The 22266-nt window shown below is 41.2% G+C and carries 20 protein-coding genes; 13 read left to right on the forward strand and 7 right to left on the reverse strand.

What is annotated here, in order from left to right; all coding sequences use genetic code 11:
• Positions 1–4: 4 nt before the first annotated feature.
• Positions 5–1447, forward strand: coding sequence for an aldehyde dehydrogenase family protein (locus AC5YCD_RS05675; RefSeq protein WP_496129097.1), 1443 nt, complete (start codon positions 5–7; stop codon positions 1445–1447).
• A 65-nt stretch (positions 1448–1512) separates the two neighbouring features.
• Positions 1513–2178 (forward strand): SOS response-associated peptidase family protein, encoded by a 666-nt coding sequence (locus AC5YCD_RS05680; protein ID WP_496129098.1) that lies wholly within the window; start codon positions 1513–1515, stop codon positions 2176–2178.
• A 2-nt stretch (positions 2179–2180) separates the two neighbouring features.
• Here the strand turns inward: AC5YCD_RS05680 and AC5YCD_RS05685 are convergent, their stop codons facing one another.
• Positions 2181–2645: a MarR family winged helix-turn-helix transcriptional regulator gene (locus AC5YCD_RS05685; protein ID WP_496129099.1), complete on the reverse strand. Its 465-nt coding sequence runs from the start codon at positions 2643–2645 to the stop codon at positions 2181–2183.
• Positions 2646–3072: 427 nt separating this feature from the next.
• Here AC5YCD_RS05685 and AC5YCD_RS05690 point away from each other — a divergent pair, with 427 nt between their 5' ends.
• Positions 3073–4596, forward strand: a complete 1524-nt coding sequence (locus AC5YCD_RS05690) for a DUF475 domain-containing protein (RefSeq protein WP_496129100.1) — start codon at positions 3073–3075, stop codon at positions 4594–4596.
• A gap of 31 nt (positions 4597–4627) precedes the next feature.
• Here the strand turns inward: AC5YCD_RS05690 and AC5YCD_RS05695 are convergent, their stop codons facing one another.
• The 3 genes from AC5YCD_RS05695 to brnQ all read right to left on the reverse strand — a co-directional run bounded on the left by AC5YCD_RS05695 (position 4628) and on the right by brnQ (position 7427).
• Complete coding sequence (locus AC5YCD_RS05695) at positions 4628–5479, reverse strand: alpha/beta hydrolase family protein (RefSeq protein WP_496129101.1); 852 nt, start codon at positions 5477–5479, stop codon at positions 4628–4630.
• Between the two features lie 98 nt (positions 5480–5577).
• A complete protein-coding gene (locus AC5YCD_RS05700; protein WP_496129102.1) occupies positions 5578–5802 on the reverse strand; it encodes a hypothetical protein in 225 nt (74 codons plus the stop codon).
• Positions 5803–6134: 332 nt separating this feature from the next.
• A complete protein-coding gene (brnQ, locus tag AC5YCD_RS05705) occupies positions 6135–7427 on the reverse strand; it encodes a branched-chain amino acid transport system II carrier protein (RefSeq protein WP_496129103.1) in 1293 nt (430 codons plus the stop codon).
• Positions 7428–7792: 365 nt separating this feature from the next.
• Here brnQ and map point away from each other — a divergent pair, with 365 nt between their 5' ends.
• Positions 7793–8599 (forward strand): type I methionyl aminopeptidase, encoded by an 807-nt coding sequence (map, locus tag AC5YCD_RS05710; protein WP_496129104.1) that lies wholly within the window; start codon positions 7793–7795, stop codon positions 8597–8599.
• 14 nt (positions 8600–8613) lie between these two features.
• On the opposite strand, the gene AC5YCD_RS05715 is transcribed toward map, so the two are convergent.
• Positions 8614–9525, reverse strand: a complete 912-nt coding sequence (locus tag AC5YCD_RS05715) for a LysR family transcriptional regulator (RefSeq protein WP_496129105.1) — start codon at positions 9523–9525, stop codon at positions 8614–8616.
• A 182-nt stretch (positions 9526–9707) separates the two neighbouring features.
• Here AC5YCD_RS05715 and AC5YCD_RS05720 point away from each other — a divergent pair, with 182 nt between their 5' ends.
• Positions 9708–10034 (forward strand): hypothetical protein, encoded by a 327-nt coding sequence (locus tag AC5YCD_RS05720; protein WP_496129106.1) that lies wholly within the window; start codon positions 9708–9710, stop codon positions 10032–10034.
• A 31-nt stretch (positions 10035–10065) separates the two neighbouring features.
• Here AC5YCD_RS05720 and glnG read toward each other — a convergent pair whose 3' ends face one another.
• Complete coding sequence (gene glnG, locus AC5YCD_RS05725; protein WP_496129107.1) at positions 10066–11535, reverse strand: nitrogen regulation protein NR(I); 1470 nt, start codon at positions 11533–11535, stop codon at positions 10066–10068.
• Positions 11522–12631 carry a nitrogen regulation protein NR(II) gene (gene glnL, locus AC5YCD_RS05730; RefSeq protein ID WP_496129108.1) on the reverse strand — a complete coding sequence of 370 codons (1110 nt, stop codon included), beginning with the start codon at positions 12629–12631 and terminating at the stop codon, positions 11522–11524. The genes glnG and glnL overlap by 14 nt, the downstream gene beginning before the upstream one ends.
• A 353-nt stretch (positions 12632–12984) precedes the next feature.
• On the opposite strand from glnL, the gene rimO reads away from it, so the two are divergent.
• The 8 genes from rimO to bamA are packed head-to-tail and all read left to right on the forward strand — an operon-like array spanning position 12985 to position 22252.
• Positions 12985–14325 carry a 30S ribosomal protein S12 methylthiotransferase RimO gene (rimO, locus tag AC5YCD_RS05735; protein ID WP_496129109.1) on the forward strand — a complete coding sequence of 447 codons (1341 nt, stop codon included), beginning with the start codon at positions 12985–12987 and terminating at the stop codon, positions 14323–14325.
• Positions 14326–14364: 39 nt separating this feature from the next.
• Positions 14365–15096 carry a UMP kinase gene (gene pyrH, locus AC5YCD_RS05740; protein WP_122897912.1) on the forward strand — a complete coding sequence of 244 codons (732 nt, stop codon included), beginning with the start codon at positions 14365–14367 and terminating at the stop codon, positions 15094–15096.
• 60 nt (positions 15097–15156) lie between these two features.
• On the forward strand, positions 15157–15711 hold the full coding sequence (gene frr, locus AC5YCD_RS05745; protein ID WP_496129110.1) for a ribosome recycling factor: 555 nt from the start codon (positions 15157–15159) through the stop codon (positions 15709–15711).
• 3 nt (positions 15712–15714) lie between these two features.
• Positions 15715–16464, forward strand: a complete 750-nt coding sequence (gene uppS / locus AC5YCD_RS05750; protein WP_496129111.1) for a polyprenyl diphosphate synthase — start codon at positions 15715–15717, stop codon at positions 16462–16464.
• 3 nt (positions 16465–16467) lie between these two features.
• Positions 16468–17295, forward strand: coding sequence for a phosphatidate cytidylyltransferase (locus AC5YCD_RS05755; protein WP_496129112.1), 828 nt, complete (start codon positions 16468–16470; stop codon positions 17293–17295).
• Positions 17296–18489, forward strand: coding sequence for a 1-deoxy-D-xylulose-5-phosphate reductoisomerase (gene ispC / locus AC5YCD_RS05760; RefSeq protein WP_496129113.1), 1194 nt, complete (start codon positions 17296–17298; stop codon positions 18487–18489). It abuts the gene before it with no gap.
• Positions 18490–18492: 3 nt separating this feature from the next.
• Positions 18493–19845 (forward strand): RIP metalloprotease RseP, encoded by a 1353-nt coding sequence (rseP, locus tag AC5YCD_RS05765; RefSeq protein ID WP_496129114.1) that lies wholly within the window; start codon positions 18493–18495, stop codon positions 19843–19845.
• Between the two features lie 40 nt (positions 19846–19885).
• Positions 19886–22252, forward strand: a complete 2367-nt coding sequence (gene bamA, locus AC5YCD_RS05770) for an outer membrane protein assembly factor BamA (protein WP_496129115.1) — start codon at positions 19886–19888, stop codon at positions 22250–22252.
• The last annotated feature ends 14 nt before the right edge of the window (positions 22253–22266 follow it).

A 22266-nucleotide genomic window follows, 5' to 3' on the forward strand; every position in this document is an offset into this window, starting at 1 on the left:
CATCATGCAGGCTTACCACAATTTAAATCAACAATTTATTGCCGGTGAATGGCAGATCGGTAATTCAACACATCATTTAGAAAATATTAATCCTTATAGCCAAGCGCTCATTTTTCAGTTGCAATGTGCCAATAGTGATGATGTCGATACAGCTTATACCGCAGCCTCATTGGCTTTTCGCCAAGGGGTATTACACAGTAAAGAGACGCGAGTCAAAATTATTGAGAATTTAGCCCATATTATCCAAAAACGCCGTGAAGAGATTGTGCAATGGTTAATTAACGAATCTGGTAGCACACGCATGAAAGCTAATATTGAAGTAGATGCAGCCTTGGGTATCATTCAATATAGCGCGCAATTTCCAGATTGGTTCAAACAAGAACATTTAAGCAGCCAAGACCCCAGCCGTCAAAGTTATGTCCTACGTAAACCTTTAGGGGTAATTGCGGTCATTAGCCCATGGAATTTCCCCTTTCATTTGTCTATGCGCTCAGTGGTCACAGCAATTGCCTGTGGTAATACCGTGGTGTTAAAACCGGCCAGTGATACCCCAGTGACAGGTGGAACCTTATTGGCAAAATTATTTGAAGAAGCCGGTACACCGAGTGGGGTGCTGAATGTCGTGGTGGGCAGTGGTCGTGAAATTGGAGACTATTTTGTAGAGCATCCTACGCCTAAACTGATTTCTTTTACCGGTTCAACCGAAGTGGGGCAAGGGGTAGGCAGTAAAGCCTTGGCCAGCTCACGGATAAAACGCTTGGCTTTGGAACTCGGTGGTAATGCGCCTTTGGTCATTTTAGATGATGCTGATTTAGATTTAGCCGTTGAATTAACCATTATGGGGCGTTTTTTACATCAAGGGCAAATTTGTATGAGTACTAATCGTGTGATTGTAGATCAAATTATTCATGATGCATATGTGGAAAAACTGCTTGAGGCTGTGGCAAAAATTCCAGTGGGCGATCCAAACTTAGCAGAAACGATGATTGGTCCGATTATCAATCAATCTCAAGTCAGTAAGCATCAAGCGATCATTCAATATGCCCAAGATTTAGGCGCTGAATTGATCTATGAGGGGGGTATTCACGGTAATATTGTTGCCCCACATGTCTTTACTCATGTGGATCCCTACTTTGAGATTGCTCAGCAAGAAAGTTTTGGCCCAATTTTACCGATTTTAAAAGCCAAAGATGAACAACATGCTGTAGATTTAGCCAATAACACTGAATTTGGTTTGTCTAGTGCGGTATGTACCCAAAACATTCAACGTGGTCAAATGTTTGCTGAAAAAATTGATGCAGGGATGACGCATATTAATGGTATTACCGTTGCTGATCATGCCAATGCACCTTTTGGTGGTGAAAAAAACTCAGGCCTAGGGCGCTTTAACGGGCACTGGATTTTTGAAGAGTTTACTCGTAGCCATTGGTTGACCCTACCACAATAAAAAACCTCAGCTTAGAGCATGCTTCACGTTATAATAGCTGAAGTGTTGTAGAGGTGTTTTTTAGCATGTGTGCGAACTTTAAACCGCTAACCCGTAGCCAACAGCGTGAGTTACAACTCCCTGAGATTCCTTTTGACTATCCTGAGGAAGTTTATCCTAACTATGCTTTACCTTTACTGTTTAAATCCAACCAAGGTCTAGAGTGGCGTTCGGTCAATTTTGGCTTGGTACCTAAATGGGCAGAAGATAAATCAGTCGCGACACGTACTTACAACGCCCGTAACGAAACCTTATTACAAAAGCCAAGTTTTGCCGAAGCTGCGGCTAAAGCTAAATTTGGCGTGATTCCCGTGCATGAGTTTTACGAATCAAAATATTTTGATGGTAAACCACAGCGTTGGGGGGTACGTCGCCGTGATGGCAAGGGATTTTATATCGCTGCGCTGTATGAAATTTGCAAATTAGGTGATGAAATCGTACGTTCAGCCAGCATGATTACGATGGATGCGATTGATCACCCGATGATGAAAGACTTTCATGAGCCGGGACCGATTAAACGTTCAGTGATTGTGATCCCTGAAGCACGTTTAGGGGAGTGGCTGAGTTTAAAACAGCCCAATTTAAGTTCTTTTGTTCAAGGTTTTCCAGTAGAGGAGTTTGAATGTTCACACGTGTCTAAGGCGAAAATCGAAAAAGTGAGTCCACAACTCAACTTTTTCGATGCGCTATAGCATTAATGGGCCAAGTTCTTAAAGATTTGTTTGAGGCCATCCATCATTTTCTCAATTTGTAATGGGGTTAAGCCATCAAAAGATTGCTCTAACACAATACCCGTTAAGTCATTTACCTTTTCCGTCATCTCGATGCCTTTTTGTGTTAATACCACGCGTGTAATACGTGCATCATCTTCGCATGAATAGGTGTCGACTAAACCTTCATCTTTGAGTCGATAAATAATTTTTGTGGTGGTTGACATTTTAGACACCACCATTTGAGAGAGGTCAGAGACACTAGCATTGGGTTTACTTTGTAATGCCACTAAAATACGACGACGTGAATTGTCTAGACCATACTTTTTTAAGGCATGATCGACATTGTTGACGTATTGTGCATGAACTTGCATGATCCAATAAAAAGGAAACTCTTCAAAATTCGTATTATGCGACGAAGGCAAAAATTTAGCATATTTTTTAGTCATGTGATGTTATTCCTGTTACCGGTATTTTAGTTTTAATTGCGTCACAATTATTTGTTATTTTATGTGAAAACTCAAGTTGCTATATCAATTTTTTTGCCTTTTTGCCACCCAAGTCCATGAGGGGTGTTATGGCGTTGACAAGACACTTGAGTATACAAGGTCTAGATTTAAGATTTGATCCCTTGTTTAAGGGGGTTTATATAATAATCAATAAAAAATAAAGCATTTTTCAGCTAAAAATATGTGGCGTAGTGTGTAATAGATCACATATTTTAATAAAAAAAATAAAAAATATAATTACAACTGCGGCAGTTTATGCATAATGAAATTATCTCTAGTTGCAAAGGTCATATTGAATGGATCCGTCGCCGGGGGCGTATTTGCCCACACTTACGATTTCAATGAATCAATCCGGAGTTCTTGACTAATGGAATTTTTATTAGATCCGGGAATTTGGGTTGGTTTAATAACTCTAATTATTTTAGAAATCGTTTTAGGTATTGATAACCTCGTTTTTATTGCCATTTTGGCAGATAAACTTCCTCCAGAACAACGTGATAAAGCACGTGTTCTCGGTTTAACCCTTGCATTGCTGATGCGTTTGGGTCTTCTGTTTGCGATTTCTTGGCTGGTCACCCTAACACAGCCGTTGATTACTATTTTTGAACACAGCTTCTCCGGACGCGACCTGATCTTATTAGGTGGTGGTCTATTCTTATTGTATAAAGCTGTTTCAGAATTACATGAGATGATGGAAGGTAAACCGGAAGTTAAGAGCACAAATAGCAAAGTGGTGTATGCAGGTTTTGCTGCAGTCGTTGCACAAATTGTGGTTCTTGACGCGGTATTCTCATTGGATTCAGTGATTACAGCCATTGGTATGGTTGATGACATCCGTATTATGATGGTGGCCATGGTGGTTGCTATGGTGGTGATGTTGGTGGCGTCTAAGCCCCTCACAACCTTTGTAAACCGTCATCCAACTGTTGTCATCTTATGTTTAAGCTTCTTGCTATTGATCGGTATTAGCTTAATTGCTGAAGGTTTTGGTTTCCATATTCCAAAAGGTTATATCTATTCAGGCATTGGTGTTGCCATTTTAATGGAAGGCTTTAACCAATACCGTTTACGTAATACAGCCAAACATGCGGCTAAAATTCCGTTACGTCATCGTACTGCCGACTCTATTTTAAAATTAATGGGCGGAAAAATTGAAACTGATGATGAGACAAGCCATTCACCAGCACAAGAAGCATTTGCTGATGAAGAACGTTATATGATTGGTGGGGTATTGACCCTAGCAGAGCGTTCTGTTGCCTCAATTATGACGCCACGTAGTCAAATTTCATGGGTTGACTTAAATGATTCACCAGAAATGATCCGTGAAAAAATTCTATCTGTACCGCATAGCTTATTCCCGGTATGCCGTGGTAGCTTAGATAAAGTCATTAGTATTGTACGTGCCAAAGAATTATTAGATGTCCTTGATGATGAAGAGCAAATGAAAGCTTTAATTCGTCTACATCGTCCAATTTATATCTTTGAAACCATGAAGGTTATTGACGCGATTAATACTTTGCGTACTTCGAAGGGTTCATTGGTCTTGGTGAGCGATGAGTTTGGTAATGTACAAGGTTTAATTTCACCGCTTGATGTATTTGAAGCCATTGCAGGTGAGTTCCCTGACGCTGACGAGCAACTTGATTTAATTAAACTCGAAGAAGGCAAATGGAAAGCTACGGGTATGTTGGATTTATATCAGCTAGAACTTGAATTGGGTATGCTTGATTTAGTCGAAGAAGATGCTAGCTATATTAGTGTTGCAGGCTTAATTCTTGACCAGACTCAAGGTGAAGTGACCGTAGGCACAGAACTTGAGTATAAGGGTGTGCATTTTAGTGTCACAGAGCTTGATGGTAATCGTATTAAAACCGTCATGATTCAGCACTAAGTTAAAAAGCCTCACTTATGTGAGGCTTTTTTTATAGCAGTAGGGCATGTGCAAGTACAGGCCATAAATTTTGATGGCTCTTTTTAAACATGAGCATATGCCCAATTTGGCTGTGTTGGTAATCTTCTGGGTTTAACTCAAACATTGACGTCTGTGCATTGGGGTAACGCTCTAATAAATCTTTTACATTATGGGGTGTTGCGATTTGATCATCACTAGAAAAAATTGCAGTGATTGGACAAGAAATTTGCTGATGATAATCTGCCTGAAGGGCTTGCTTAGCGTTTAGAATATAACCGGGCTGACTACAAAACTTGGCCCAATCCCGTCCAACGTTTTGGGGGAGATTTTCTCCCATGCCGATGATTTGAGTGGGTGAAAAGCCTTTGAATATATGCCCTAAAGGAAAAAGGACATAAAACATGAGTGGAGCCAAAAGCTGTGTGCGACCTTTGAGCCCACCTAAATAGCCACTCGAACCTGCCACAGTAACAAGTTTGGCAACCTGTTTAAAATTATGCATCACGCCTAGCAGCTGCCCTCCAGCACTATGTCCCACCAAAAGCACTTGTTTAGCTTGGCTAAGATGCAGCAATGTATCTACAGCCGCAGGTAGATCATATTGCCCCCAATCTGAAATTGAGGCTCTGCTATGTTTAAGTTTGCCGTGTAGTGATTGCCCAATACCACGAAAATCAAAGCTCATAACATCATAGCCTAGCGTGGTCAGATAAGTGGCAAAGTGTCGATAGAAGCCTTGTACAATGCCTGTCGCAGGTGCGATGAGAACTGGTAAGTGACGTTTTTGAGCTTGATGAGGATAAAATTGTGCGGCGAGGGGGTAGCCATCTTGAGCATAAAAGTAAAAATTTTGTATAGACATAAGTGTGCGCAAATTATTGTTATGTCATGTGACTATAACGCAATGATAAGCAATTGAGGTGACGCTATAGTCAAAGATGGATGCAACGCATCCATCTGCTAATCATCTTTACGATATTTATGTTCAATGATCGCCCAGATCAAAAATACCAGCGATACCATTAAACCATAAACAAAATATTCGGCTTTCAGATTACCTTGGATGCTGCCGTAAATGGCCAGCGTTAAGATCAATGCAAAGGTGGTGCTCAAGTAGATGAGAGCATTGCTGTTCTGCTTTAGAGCATTCTGAAAGAATGATTTATTAAAGTCTTGAACTGACATCTCCACGCCTCCTTGTTGGATAAACCCTATTGTTATAATTGGTTGGTTTCTATTGTTGTACGTGTATTTTTTTTAAATAGCAAGTGATCTGTCACAAAATTGACATCATTTTATGATTTTTATTGTGCTGGTTTGAGTGGTATTTAGGCTTTACCATAAAGCTCAATTAAAATTATAGCTGTTTGTTCAGGCAGCATGTTTAGATGAGGTGTGCTGCTATCATTAAAATCATGTAGAAACAATAAAGGTCTGTTTGGGTAAAACCTGACATTTATTGCTTAAGCTTAAAATTGTGTTTGGGTAAAACAACAATTTTAACATTCGAAAAAATCTTATTTTTTCGCGTTATCCACGATAATACAGATGATCAGCACCACAAGAGATGGGATTAACCATGCTAAATTTTGTGCGCTTAATGGTAAGTGTGCCAGTACGGCAGGTAACCATTCTTCAAAGCCTGCTACTTTTAGACCGTCAATAATACCAAACACCAATGACACAGCTGTAACAGGTGCAATCACACGTGAAGGTTTGTTAAAGAAGCCCCAGCAGAAGCCAAGCAAAATGACAACAATTGCAGGTGGATAAATTGCGCTTAGTACAGGTACAGACACGGCAATCAGTTTAGTTAAGCCTAAGTTTGAAATGACAAAGGCAAAGCCAACTAAAATAAATACCCACGCTTTATAACCAATTTTGGTAATTTGCGAGAAGTATTCAGCACATGCACAGGTCAGGCCAATCGCTGTTACCATACATGCAATAAAGATCATGGCAGCAAGGAATAAGGAGCCAAAATCACCAAAAGCATGTTGTACATAAGCATGTAGGATCACTGCGCCGTTGGCTGCATTGGCTGCTACATCATGACTACCAAGACCCAGTTTAAATAAGCTTAAATAAACTAAAGTTAAACCAATACCTGAAATCAGGCTGGCAATCACAGCATATTTGGTAATTAATTTGCTATCTGTTACACCACGTGAACGGATGGCATTAATAATCACAATACCAAATACTAAGGCGCCTAGCGTATCCATGGTTAAGTAACCATTGACGAAGCCCTCAGAAACGGGACTATTAATGTAGTTACCTACAGGCTCATCAATAAAGCCGGCAGGAATGACGAAAGCCGCAACACCTAAGATTACTAACGCTAAAATCTTAAGGGGTGACAGTACATAGCCAACAGTATCTAAAATTTTATTGGGATAAAGCGAAACTAAAGTGACAAAGGCAAAATAAATTGCACTATAGATCAGTAAGCTAGACGCTGAAGTACCAAAGTATGATGAAAAACCAATTTCATAGGATACGGTGGCAGTACGCGGTGTAGCAAATAACGGGCCTACCGCTAAGTAACACACCACCGTCAGAATAAGACTGGCAACTTTACCTAAGGGAGAGCTTAAGCGTTGAATAGAGCCTTCTACACGAGATAAGGCCACAATAGTGATCACTGGTAAACCAACAGCAGTGATTAAAAAGCCAAAAGCAGCTAACCAAACATGGTCACCTGCTTGTTGTGCAACGATCGGAGGGAAAATAATATTGCCCGCACCGATAAACAGTGCAAAGGTCATAAAACCTAGAGCAATAATATCCCGGGTACGTAAACTCGTCATAATGGGAGAACAACTAGGTGGAACAAAAAAAAGCAATTTTAGAGCAAAGCATGTTTTTTTGGTAATTAAATTTATATAAATTATGAATAGTTTTTATATGAGCTGATTTGATTTTGATCGAATTGTAAAAACTGGGTTGATTTATAAGTTTGATTCAAGAACAAAAAATGCCAAAACTTCAATTTTAAGCGATTTGATTTTCAAATCATCGTTGGAATTCAGTATGCTATGCTATATAGATTAAATGCTTAATAAATCAACAAACACATCGATAAAAATGAGAATTATTCTGTTTTATAGGGCATGCTCAGCATCTGCGTGAAAAAAGGTCTATACTACGGATACGCTTAAAGAGGATAAAATTCATGCGAGCTCCTGCCATTACCATTAAAACTGCGCAAGATTTAGAACATCTACGTATCTCTGGCCGTTTGGCTGCACAAGTTTTAGAAATGATAGGTCCGCATGTCAAGCCCGGTGTCACGACAGAATATTTAGATGATCTTTGCTACGACTTTATTGTCAACACCTTAAAAGTGACCCCCGCTAATATTGGCTATTATGGCTATACCAAAACCACGTGTATCTCACCCAATGAAGTGGTATGTCACGGTATTCCAGCAGCCACTATTGAACTCAAAGACGGTGACATTATTAATATTGATGTGGCCATTATTAAAGATGGTTACTTTGGTGACACCAGTCGTATGTACTATGTCGGTAGTGTGCAGCCTGAAGCTAAACGCTTGGTTGATACCACCTATGAAGCGATGGTGGCGGGTATTCGTGCGGTTAAACCCGGTGCTACTTTAGGCGATGTGGGCCATGCAATTCAAACTGTCGCTGAACGTGAAGGTTATAGTATTGTGCGTGAGTACTGTGGTCATGGCATTGGTAAGGTGTATCATGAGCAACCGAATGTGGTGCATTATGGTCAACCGGGGCATGGTTTAAAATTAGAAGTTGGGATGGTGTTTACCATTGAACCGATGGTCAATGCAGGACGTGCTAGCGTTAAAGAACTCAAAGATGGTTGGACAGTCGTCACAGTGGATGGTGGTTGGTCGGCACAATGGGAACATATGGTGGCGGTCACTGAAACGGGCTTTGAGGTATTATCACCTTGGCCAGAAGGTACAGGAAGTTACATGCCAATTGAAGTGGCTGAATAAAGACAAAAAGCTGATCAACGATCAGCTTTTTTTTCAGTTAAATGTTCAACGAGGTAGTCAATGAACACCCGTACAGCAGGCAGTTGACCACGTCTTGAAGGATAAACTGCATGAAAAATACCATGTGCTGCGCTCCACTCGGGCAACACCCGCACCAGTTCACCTGATGTTAAATAATCGTGCACAATGCTATCGGGTAAAAGTGCAATGCCACAATTTTGACAGGCCAGTTGTGCCAGGAGCATTAAATCAGAGCCCATTACAGTTGGGTTGACTTTAATTTTCTTCTGCTCCTGCTTTTGATTGTGCACCACAATATATTGATCTAAATGCTCATCAGACATACTTAAAATATGGTGTTGCATTAGATCTTCAGGGGTTTTTAACTCACCAAATTGATTTAAATAGGCTTGGCTGGCAAATAAATGCTGCTCGATATGGGCAAACTGGCGAATAATCAGATTTGGGTCACTGTCTAGATTAGAGCGTACCCGTAGCGCTACATCAATCCCTTCATTGATTAAATCGACACGGCGATTACTGACCAAGAGCTGTACTTTAATTTCCGGGTAAAGCTTTAAAAATTGCGGTAATATTTTCGCAATTTCATTTTGTGCAATCGATACCGGTAAACTGACTTTAATTACACCGCGTGGCTGAATAGTTAAATGATCAACTAAATCATGCGCTGCTTGCGCTGCATTAATCATCACTTGCGCATGACGATAGATGTTGAGGCCAATCTCAGTCACTGCAAAGTGGCGCGAGCTGCGCTGAATTAAACGCACGCCTAAGCGTTCTTCGAGCTGATACACCCGACGACTCAATTTAGATTTGGGAATATCGGTCGCGCGTTCTGCAGCACTAAAGCCACCATGTTCTACCACTTGAGCAAAACAATAAAAATCATCCAGATCTGACAACATATCCTATGCCAATTATGCAACGATAAAAGATATTACATGTTGATTGTTGCATCTTGTCAATGCAAATTTATTGATGAATAAATAGCCTAAGTATTTATAGAATCAATATTGGCATGTAATTTTTTTTGCATGTTGAAATATTAATTTTTACACTAGCAGAAGTTTCTATTTGAGTTTTTGTCATGGCCTATCAACTGATTCAACTTGAGCATCAAGCTACAGATTCAATTGCTTGTCCGCATTGCGCGCACTGGGTGATTAACTGGCAAGAAGAGCAATATGTACAACCGTGTGAGCATACCTTATTTATTGCCATGGATATTGGCTTTGAATATATTACTGATGAATTTGAACAGACCATGCCGCATAGCGTAGATGAGTTGCATGCCAATGATGACCAAATGAATATGTTTGCTGCCATTGATCAAGCGACCTATAGCAACTTCTTAATTTTAAAAGCAGATTTAGGTATGCAAGGCTATTCACGCTACTTGGGCTTTACCCTCTAATATAAAAAAGCACCCGAGGGTGCTTTTTGATTTAGCCTTCGACTTCTTCTTCAACATCGTCATCGGCGGTGTCCATGCCCAGTTCTTTAAGTTTACGGGTCAAGGTATTACGCCCCCAGCCAAGTAACTCAGCAGCATGACGTTTACGTCCACGGGTTTGTTGTAAGGCGGCATTAATTAAAGTTCGTTCAAACATAGGCGTCGCAATGTCTAAAATCTTCATTTCTCCATTTTTGAGCTTTTGCACGGCCCATTGACCTAACAGCTCATCCCAATGATGAATAGCAAGACGATCTAGGGCCGCTTGACCATCACCCAATTTTTCAATTGGAATTTGTTTAAGCTCTGAAGGTAAATCTTCAGGATAAACCTCACGACCTGTGATCATGACTGTGAGCCAACGACAGGTATTTTCTAACTGACGCACATTGCCTTGCCATGGCAATTGCTGCATGTATTCTTGCGTTTCAGGGCGTAAGATTTTTGGACTCACGCCTAATTCTTTACCTGCGCGTGCTAAGAAATGCTGGGCTAGCATTGGAATATCTTCGGCACGGTGGGCAAGTTTTGGAATATGAATCCGAATCACGTTTAAGCGATGGTATAAATCTTCACGGAAACGTCCATCATGTACCAATTTTTCTAAATCTTGATGCGTTGCAGCCACAATCCGCACATCGACCTTCACTGGAATATGTCCACCGACACGGTAGAACTCACCATCTGCCAACACACGTAATAAACGGGTTTGGGTTTCAAATGGCATGTCGCCAATTTCATCTAAGAACAGCGTGCCACCATTGGCTTGTTCAAAACGACCTTGGCGCTGCGTATTGGCACCAGTAAAGGCCCCTTTTTCATGGCCAAAGAGTTCGGTTTCAATCAGGTCTTTGGGAATCGCCGCCATATTCAGTGCAATAAAAGGCTTAGCACTGCGCGGTGAGTGACGATGCAGCGCATGCGCCACAAGCTCTTTGCCTGTCCCAGATTCACCATTAATCAGTACAGTGATGTGGGATTGCGATAAACGACCAATGGCGCGGAACACTTCCTGCATAGCAGGTGATTCACCAATAATTTCAGTCGATTGAATAGGTGGGGCTGTTTTCGCCGATTCTTGTTGTTGTAGCTTCGTAATATGCAAAATGGCACGATTGACTAAAGCCAAAGCTTCATCAATATCAAACGGTTTAGGTAAATATTCAAAAGCACCTGTTTGATAACTCGACACCGCCGACTCTAAATCGGAATGCGCAGTCATAATGATCACAGGTAGGTCAGGGTAATTGCCTTTGACTTTGCCTAAAAAAGTTAAACCATCAATACCAGGCATACGAATGTCGGTTAAAATGACATCTGGTGCATCAATACTTAGTTGGTCGAGCGCAGATTGCGCTTCTTCAAAGCTGGTGACATCAAAACCTTCTTCTTTAAAGGTCTTTTCCAGTACCCAGCGCATGGCGCGATCATCATCAATCACCCAAATTTTATTTCGCGACATGACTCGCCTCCCAAGGTAAATATAAGCTAAATGTTGTTTTGCCTGGCACCGATTGGCACTCAATCATTCCTTGATGTTGATGCATAATGTTTTGTGCAATGCTCAGGCCTAGACCGGTGCCTTTGGCGCGTCCGGTCACCAGTGGATAAAAAACGGATTCGATAATATCTTCAGGCACACCTGGTCCATTATCTTCGATGTCAATACGCACCATTGAACGGTGAATCACCCCATTAATGGTAACTAAACGTTGAATACGGGTTCTTAAAATCAGTTGCGGTTGTTCATCAACAAAGAAATCTTTATTTTCATTCATGGCTTGTACCGCATTGACGCTGATATTGAGCATCACTTGAATGAGTTGATCACGATCCGCCAATACATCAGGCAGCGACAAATCATAATCACGAATTAACTGCACGCGTTTTTTGGTTTGATTGGCAATTAAAGAGCGTACTCGTTCTAAAGGTTCATGAATATTGACCGGTTCGTAACTTGGTAGTTGACGTGAACCGAGCATGGTGTCGGCTAAATTTCTTAAACGATCCACTTCACTAATAATAATGTCAGTAAATTCGGCATATTCTGGGTCATTGAGACTACGGGCTAATAACTGCGTGGCACCGCGAATACCCGCCAATGGATTTTTAATTTCATGTGCTACACCGCGAATGAGTTGACGTGCCACTTGATGCTGTTGAATAAAATTTTCTTCTTTGGAAATTTTCAGCATACGATCACGGGGATTCAGCTCAATAATTAATAAAGGGTGATACGGTTTATCGTAATTTAAAGCAGATACAGTATAATCAACATGAATGTCTTTAAAGTTGACATTAATGGTGGCTTCACGGCGCGTGTAAGGCTGGCCAGTACTGAGTGTATTTTTAAGCGCTTCTTTGGTATTAAACTCATCATCTGGCATATGCAATAAATTGAGTACCGGTTGACCAGATGCACGTAATAAACTCATATCAAATAAGGCTTCACAAGCCGAATTTAAATAGAAAACATTAAGATCACGATCGGCTAACAAAATCGCCGTGGTCATATTGTCCACTAAAAGGCGATAGTCGATCAGGTTGGGTTGATCCATTAGTGGCAACGTCCTGTATTAAAATAGCGCAGCGGCAGCGTCATAAAGCAAATCATCTTGATATAAAAGTTCTGAATTGAGGCAATTTAAGCAAGATACACGCCAACTTGAAAAAAATGCTGCAAATTGGTCAGCTTTGAAGAATGCGATGCGCTTAAATTGTTCTGAAATAAAAAAGGTATACCCAATTCATTGGGCACAGTAAAGTATTTTTGAACCAAAATGGTGCATGCATGTTTATATTGCTTAAATTATGGTTGTATTTTGGTGCATTATGCAAAGAGTGGCCTAAGCAACTATTTTTATAGACAGAAAAGACATACAATACGCCCATTCTAGTGGAGCGCAGATTCATGAAATCCCCCAAAGTCGGTTTTGTTTCTTTAGGTTGTCCTAAGGCATTGGTCGATTCTGAACGAATTCTAACTCAGTTAAAGACTGAAGGTTATGATGTAGCATCAGATTATGACGGTGCTGATTTAGTCGTTGTTAATACCTGTGGTTTTATTGAATCTGCAGTACAAGAGTCTTTAGACGCAATTGGCGAAGCCATGAGCGCGAATGGTCGTGTGATCGTAACAGGTTGTTTGGGTAAAGACGAAGACAAAATTCGTCAAATGCACCCAAATGTCTTAAAAGTCACTGGCGCAGCAGCTTATGAAGAAGTCATGGATGCGGTACACGAGTACGTGCCTGAACCGCCAAAACACAATCCATTTATTGACTTGGTGCCTGAACAAGGTATTCGTTTAACGCCAAAACATTATGCTTATTTAAAAATTTCAGAAGGTTGTAACCATCGTTGTACTTTCTGCATTATCCCAAGCATGCGTGGCGATTTAGTCTCTCGTCCTGTAGGTTCGGTGCTGTCAGAAGCACAAGCATTAAAAAATGCCGGTGTAAAAGAAGTTTTAGTCATCTCCCAAGACACTTCTGCATATGGTGTTGACACCAAATACAAACTGGATTTCTGGAACGGTCAACCAGTCAAAACCAAATTCTTTGACATGTGTGAAGCATTAGGTCAACTCGGTATCTGGGTGCGTTTACATTATGTTTATCCATATCCACATGTGGATGCGGTGATTGACTTAATGGCACAAGGCAAAATCTTGCCGTATTTAGACATCCCATTCCAACATGCCAGTCCGCGCATCTTAAAGCTGATGAAGCGTCCTGCACACAGCGAAAATACTTTAGAGCGTTTAAAAGTATGGCGTGAAAAATGTCCTGATTTGGTGATTCGTTCAACATTTGTGGTGGGCTTCCCAGGCGAAACCGAAGAAGATTTCCAAATGTTGCTTGATTGGCTCAAAGAAGCTGATTTAGATCGCGTCGGTTGCTTCACATATTCACCAGTTGAGGGTGCAACTGCTAACGATCTACCAGATCATGTGCCAGAAGAGATTAAGCAACAGCGTTATGAACGTTTTATGCAAGTACAGCAAGAAATTTCTGCGGCAAAATTGCAAAAACGTATTGGTCAAACCATGACCGTGCTGGTGGATGATTTAGAAGATGAGTTCCCAGTGGCTGTGGCACGCTCATATGCTGATGCACCAGAAATTGACGGTAACGTTTTTGTCGAAGATATCGATAAGAGCTTAATTAAAGCTGGTGATCTACTTGAAGTAGAAATCACTGATGCTGACGAATATGACTTATATGCGAAACTGATTCGTATTAAAGCCTAACCGATACCGATAACAAGATTGAGTTTGGAGTTTATTAACATGGTAACTGATTCTAAAAATCCACGTTATGGCCGTATTTTGCTAAAACTTTCAGGTGAAGCATTAGCGGGCAACAAAGACATGGGGATTGACGCACAAGTGCTCGATCAAATGTCTTTAGCAATTGCGCACCTTGTGGGTTTAGGTGTGCAAGTGGGTATTGTTGTCGGTGGTGGTAACTTATACCGCGGTAGCCAATTACAAAAAGATGGTTTAGTGGGTCGTGTAACAGGCGATCAAATGGGCATGTTGGCGACTGTAATGAATGGTTTAGCCATGCGTGATGCTTTGGTACGTCGTAACATTAAAACCCGTTTAATGTCAGCATTACCGATTGGCACTGTGGTTGAGTCATACTCAAGCCGCGATGCGATTCGTCACTTAACCCAAGGTGAAGTCTGCGTATTTGTGGCAGGTACAGGTAATCCATTCTTTACCACAGATACCGCAGCTTGCTTACGTGGTATTGAAATTGAAGCCAACTTGATCTTAAAAGCCACCAAAGTAGATGGTGTATACAATAAAGATCCAAGCAAACACGAAGATGCAGTGAAATATGACACCTTAACCTTTGACCAAGTGTTAGATGAAAAGTTAGGTGTGATGGATTTAACTGCAATTTGCTTATGTCGTGACCATAATGTGCCGCTACAAGTGTTTGATATGAACAAATCAGGTGCTTTATTGTCTGTGGTCATGGGCGAGAAAGAGGGTACACACGTCACCAATTAGACGTGTGCCCAAAAGCACTTTATACTACTTACTATTTTAGAATTAACTAAGGAAGATCATATGATTAACGATCTTAAAAAAGACGCTGAAGTTCGTATGCAGAAGTCTTTGGAATCTTTAGAACAAGGTTTTAACAAAGTCCGTACTGGCCGTGCGCATCCATCGATTTTAAACGGTGTGATGGTACCTTATTACGGTTCTGACGTGCCTTTAAACCAAGTGGCAAACGTCGGCGTTGAAGATTCACGTACTTTATTGGTACAACCTTTTGAACGTTCAATGGTATCTGCAATTGATAAAGCAATCCGTGAATCTGATTTAGGTCTTAATCCAATCACTGCTGATGCAATTCGTGTACCAATGGCTGCATTGACTGAAGAAACACGTAAAGACATGCAAAAAGTAGCACGTTCAGAAGCTGAAAATGCCAAAGTTGCGATCCGTAATATTCGCCGTGATGTATTGGGCGATATCAAAGCATTATTGAAAGAAAAAGAAATTTCTGAAGATGATGAGCGCCGTGCAAGTGATGAGATCCAAAAAATCACTGACAAACACATTGCAGAAGTAGACAAGCGTTTAGCTGCGAAAGAAGCTGAATTGATGAAGGTCTAATCAATGACCGCTGAAGACATCACACATCTTCCGAAACATGTTGCCATCATCATGGATGGCAACAATCGTTTTGCCAAAAAAAATCAGATGCAAAAAGGCGATGGCCATCGTGAAGGGAAAACTGTTCTCGATCCGATTGTGGAATATTGCCGTCAAGAAAAAATTCGTGCTTTAACAGTTTTTGCTTTTTCAAGCGAAAATTGGAATCGTCCGCAATTTGAAGTTGACTTGCTGATGAAGCTGCTCGAAGACACGATACAAGAACAAATTCCACGTATGGAGAAATTTGAAATTTCCTTACGTTTTATTGGGGATCGTTCGCGTCTTTCGCCACATTTACGTGAGTTGATGTTGCATGCAGAACAAAGGACTGCTAAGTTCACTGAAATGACACTGTGTATTGCAGTCAGTTACGGTGGTATGTGGGATATGGCACAAGCCGCAAAACAGCTCGCTTGTGATGTTATGGCCAATCAATTGGCGATTGATGACATCACCACGGAACGTTTTGGTGCTTATATTAGTATGTCGGATTTACCGCCTGTGGATTTATTAATCCGTACTGGGGGAGATTTTAGATTATCTAATTTCTTGCTTTGGCAAGCCGCTTATGCAGAATTGTATTTTACTCAGACACTTTGGCCTGAGTTTACAGTGGAAGAGCTTGAAGATGCCTTTCATGTGTTTGCAGGACGTGAACGCCGTTTTGGTAAAACTTCTGAGCAAATCCAACAAGAGAAAAATGAGAATTAATCGATGTTAGAGCGGATCATTACCGCATTGGTATTGGTCGCAATTGTACTTTGCTGCATGTTTGCGACAACTTCACCATATCCAATGTTAGTCTTAATGACAGGTGCTGCAGGGGTAGCAGGCTATGAGTGGTATAAGCTCATGCCGAAAACAGCAGACAGCCTGATCAATACACCTCTGGCCTATGGATATGGGATTTTAACTGCAGCACTTTCTGCTTTAGCACTTTATTTTAACGATATTGTTATTTTACTTTGGTCGGCCTCGATTTTATCGTGGTGCTTAAGTGTATATTGGGTAAAATCTTATCCAGATTATGATGCATGGTATAACCCAAGTCTAAAAATTATTGGGGTTGTATTAGTTGCTGCGGCAATTACCGCTATTTTTAGTCTGTGGAGCAGTTCTCCATGGTGGCTGATGTACCTGTTCCTCTTGGTATGGGGTGCAGACAGTGGTGCGTATTTTGTAGGTCGTAAATTAGGAAAGAATAAACTGGCACCCTGTGTAAGTCCCAATAAATCTTTAGAAGGTTTATATGGTGGTGTACTAACCGCTATGCTAATTGTGGTGGTGGTTGAAGTGGTTTATTTAGATTTAAGCCTAGCACAGCACTTACTGTTTTTGGGACTTTCTGTACTTACCGTATTTAGTTCAGTGCTTGGCGACTTATTTGAATCCATGATTAAACGCCGTGCAGGAATTAAAGATTCAGGCCGTATTCTACCGGGTCATGGTGGAGTACTTGATCGTATTGACTCTTTACTGGCTGCTGCACCGATTTTTGCAGCGGGCATGTATGTTTTAAAATTAATTGGCGTAGATTTATAAATGTCACAAGCTGTTTGTATCTTAGGTGTTACAGGTTCCATTGGTCAAAGTACCTTAAAAATTTTACAACAACATCCTGAGCAGTATGCTGTGTATGCAGTCACGGCGCATAGCCGTATTGATGCACTGGTGGACATTTGTAAACAGCATCAGCCCAAAGTTGCTGTTGTACCGCAGCATAAAGTCGATGAGCTTGCACAGAAGCTTAAAGCGGCTGGCTTATCACAGATTGAAATCCTAAGTGGTGAAGCCGGTTTAATTGCCGTGGCCGAGCATCCAAGCGTAGATGTGGTGATGGCAGCCATTGTTGGTGCGGCAGGGCTATTACCAACTCTTGCTGCAGTCAAAGCCGGTAAGCGCGTGTTATTGGCCAATAAAGAAGCTTTGGTGATGTCTGGTGACATCATGATGCAAGCTGCACGTGAGCATGGTGCTTTGTTGTTACCAGTGGATTCAGAGCATAATGCGATTTTCCAATGTTTACCAAGTAACTATTTAGACGCCGAGCGTCATGGTCAGCCAAAGTTGGGTGTGCAACAGATTTTGCTCACCGCTTCAGGTGGACCATTCTTAAACCATGACTTAGAACGGTTAAAAACAGTCACACCTGCCCAAGCCTGTAAACACCCTAATTGGTCGATGGGACAAAAAATCTCAGTTGATTCAGCGACTTTAATGAATAAAGGTTTAGAGCTCATTGAAGCCTGTCATTTATTTGCAGTGTCTGAAAACTATATTACCGTAGTGGTGCATCCTGAAAGTATTATTCACTCGATGGTGCAATATGTCGATGGCTCGACCTTGGCGCAAATGGGTAATCCAGATATGTGTACTCCGATTGCTCATGCGTTGGCATGGCCTGAGCGCTTAAGTACGCATGTGCCGCCGCTCGATTTATTTATCAATCAGCAATTGAACTTCCAAGCGCCAGATGTTGTTCGTTTTCCTGCCTTAAAATTGGCACGTCAAGCCATGCAAGCCGGTGGAACAGCGCCGACTATTTTAAATGCGGCCAACGAAGTGGCTGTGGCAGCGTTCTTGCAAGGTCAAATTGGCTTTACACAAATTCCACAAGTCGTAGAGCACAGTTTAACTACAATGGCGCACGCAGCAGCTGGCTGCCTTGAAGCCATTTTGGCGGCAGATCAACACGCGCGTGAGATTGCGTCTGACTATATTCGAACAGGAAGCTAAAACATGAGTGCCTTATTTATGATTGTGGCGGCAATTCTATTGCTTGGGCCGTTAATTGCGATTCATGAATTTGGTCATTATTTTGTGGCACGAAAACTCGGTGTCAAAGTTTTAGTCTATTCGATTGGTTTTGGTCCGACCTTATTGAAATGGACTTCGAAGAAATCAGGGATTCAGTATCAATTGTCAGCATTGCCTTTAGGTGGCTATGTCAAAATGCTAGATGAGCGTGAGGGTAATGTTGCAGCAGAAGATTTACCACATGCTTTTAACCGTCAGCATCCGTGGAAACGAATTGCGATTGTGGCAGCAGGCCCTTTAGTTAATTTGGTGTTTGCCATATTACTGTTTTGGGTCTTATTTTTACCTGAGCAAACCCAGCTGAATACCCGAGTTGGCAAGGTCATTGAAAATACGCCAGCTGCCAATGTGTTACAAGTGGGTGATAAAATTGAGGCCGTGGATGGCACGCAAACACCTAATTGGGAAAAGCTGAGCTTTGCATTGGTCGATCGTGCGGGTGAGACAGGTCAAATTGCCTTAAGTATTGACCGTGCTGGACAAGATCAAGTTGTGCAGCTCCCTATTCAAGATTTCTTAAAAGATCAAAGCCAATCGCCTCTTGATGAATTAGGCTTCTTGCCATACCGTCCAACGATTCCTGCGGTGGTATCGAAACTCACCGAAGATGGTGCAGCGATTCGTCAAGGTATGCAGGTGGGTGATCAAATTATCGCCATAGATGGCGTAAAAATGAACGATTGGTATGCTGTGGTTGAAAAAGTTCAAGCATCACCTGAAAAACTATTAAAAATTGAGGTGTTACGTGATAATAAAACTGTTTTGCTTGAGGTGATGCCTCAAGGTAAACGCGATAATATGGGACGGGTAACAGGAATGCTGGGTGTACAAAGCGATCCTGGCAAAATTACTATCCCAGCTGAATACAAACAAACCATCCAATATAGTCCAATTGAAGCTTTGGGTATGGCGACAGATAAAACTGTACATATCTCAAGTATGATCTTGAATTCTATGGTAAAAATGGTAAAAGGTTTGATTGGTCTAGACAATTTATCTGGTCCAATTACCATTGCGAAAGTGGCAGGTCAAAGTGCCGAAATGGGATGGCAAACCTTTATTGGCTTTATGGCGTTAATGAGCGTGAGTTTAGGAATTTTAAACTTATTACCGATTCCGATGCTTGATGGTGGCCATTTAGTTTATTATTTTATCGAGTTGATTCGAGGCAAACCTGTTTCGGAACAAATACAATTGGTTGGATTGAAAATTGGTATGGTACTGCTCGGAAGTATGATGCTTCTGGCATTATTTAATGACTTTATGCGTTTATAACAAAACGTAATGGAATAAACTAACAGCGGAAAAGACTGGCATGCAGCACAGATATTTATTTATGCCTTTGGCACTAGCTAGTGCTATGGCAGCAGTACCACAAGTATATGCAGCGGAAGCGTTTGTCGTACGTGACATTAAAGTAGATGGTCTCGTACGTTTAACCCCGGCGCAAGTATATAGCGCATTGCCAATTCAAGTGGGACAACGTGTTGACGATGCTGCAATTGCCGAAGCGATTCGTGCTTTATACGCAACAGAAAACTTTGATGATATTAAATCAGCCCATTTAGAAGATGTATTAGGCTTCCAAGTGGTGGAACGTCCATTAATTTCTAGTGTAGAACTCAAGGGCAATAAACTTATTCCTAAAGAAGCCTTAACTGAAGGCTTAAAGAAAATGGGCTTGGCAGAAGGTCAGGTTTTAAAAAAATCATTATTACAAACCGTTGAATCTGAGCTTGAACAGCAGTACATGCAGCAAGGTCGTTATGATGCTGATGTCAAAGTCATTACAACACCACAGTCGAATAACCGTGTTGCGGTGACTTTAGAATTTGTCGAAGGTAAAGCGGCTAAAGTTGTTGATATTAATTTAATTGGCAACACAGTCTTTAAAGACGATGAGATTAAACGTGCCTTTGCGGTTAAAGAAACGGGTTGGAATTCCATCCTGTCTAAAAATGACCGTTATGCGCGTGAAAAGATGGCGGCGAGTTTAGAAGCATTGCGTGCTTTATACTTAAACAAGGGTTATATTAACTTTGATATTACCAATTCAAGCTTAAATTTAAGTGAAGACAAAAAAAATGTCTTTATTGAAGTGGCAGTAAATGAAGGCGAACAATTTAAATTTGGTGAAAGCAAGTTCTTAGGTGATGCCTTATATGCACCAGAAGAATTAAAAGCCCTACAAGTTTATAAAGACGGTCAAACGTACTCGCAAGAAAAAGTCAATTCGGTTAAACAATTACTACAACGTAAGTATAGCAATGCGGGTTACTACTTTGCTGAAGTCAATGTGGTGCCACAAATTGACAACGACAGCAAAACTGTAGGATTAAACTACTACATTAATCCAGGTCAACAAGTCACGGTGCGTCGAATTAACTTTAGTGGCAATGTGAAAACTGCCGATGAAGTATTACGTCGTGAAATGCGTCAAATGGAAGGCGCGCTTGCTAGCACAGATAAAATTGATTTATCTAAAGTTCGTTTAGAACGTACCGGCTTCTTTAAAACCGTTGATATGAAGTTGGCACGTGTACCTAACGTACCGGATCAAGTTGATATCAATGTTAATGTCGAAGAACAGCATTCAGGTACAAGTACGCTTGCGGTAGGTTACTCACAAACCGGCGGTATTACCTTCCAAGCGGGTTTAAGTCAAACCAACTTCTTAGGTACCGGTAATAGTGTCGCGATGGATTTATCGCGCTCTGAAACCCAAGATTACTATAACCTAAGTGTGACTGACCCGTACTTCACCATCGATGGTGTGCGTCGTGGTTATAACATGTACTACCGTAAAACCAAGTTAGATGATGACTATAACGTTAACAACTATGTGACCGATAGTATTGGTGGTGGTTTAACCTTTGGTTACCCAATTGATGAAAACCAAAGTATTAGTTTTGGTCTAAATATTGACCAAACTGATATCTCAACTGGACCATACGCATCGACTTACATTAATGACTATTTAGAAGACCAAGGTACGGACAGCTTCTTAACCTATAACTTAAACTTAGGCTGGTCATACAATACTTTAAACCGTCCAATGTTCCCAACCAAAGGGACATTGCACCGTGTCAATGCGGAAGTGGCATTACCCGGTGGTGACGCTGAATATCAAAAAATTACCTATGAAGCACAAAGCTTCTTCCCACTTGGTAAAGACTTTGTACTACGTGGCTATGGTAAGTTAGGCTATGGTAATGATCTACCGTTTTATAAACACTTCTATGCGGGTGGTTATGGTTCGGTCCGTGGTTATGAAAACAGCACCTTAGGGCCTAAATATATTACCCAGTTTGATGCGGATAATAATTCAGAAAATCCATATTATGAAGAAGTGGGTGGTAATGCCTTGGTGCAATTTGGTACAGAACTGGTGTTGCCATTGCCATTTAAAGGTGATTGGACCAGTCAAGTACGTCCTGTCGTGTTTGCTGAAGGTGCTCAGGTCTTTGATACCACATGCGATGTGCCAAATGAAGCACGTGATCAACAGTCATGTAAAGATAACTATCAGTTTGACTTAAATGAAATGCGTTATTCGGTAGGTGTTGGCTTTACTTGGATTACCATGATTGGTCCATTATCCCTGAGTTACGCTTTCCCGCTCAATGATAAGCCAGGCGATGAAACCAAAAATATTCAATTTGAAATCGGTCGTACCTTCTAAGGTCGACCTTCAAA

The sequence above is a fragment of the Acinetobacter sp. CY05 genome, assembly GCF_059515805.1.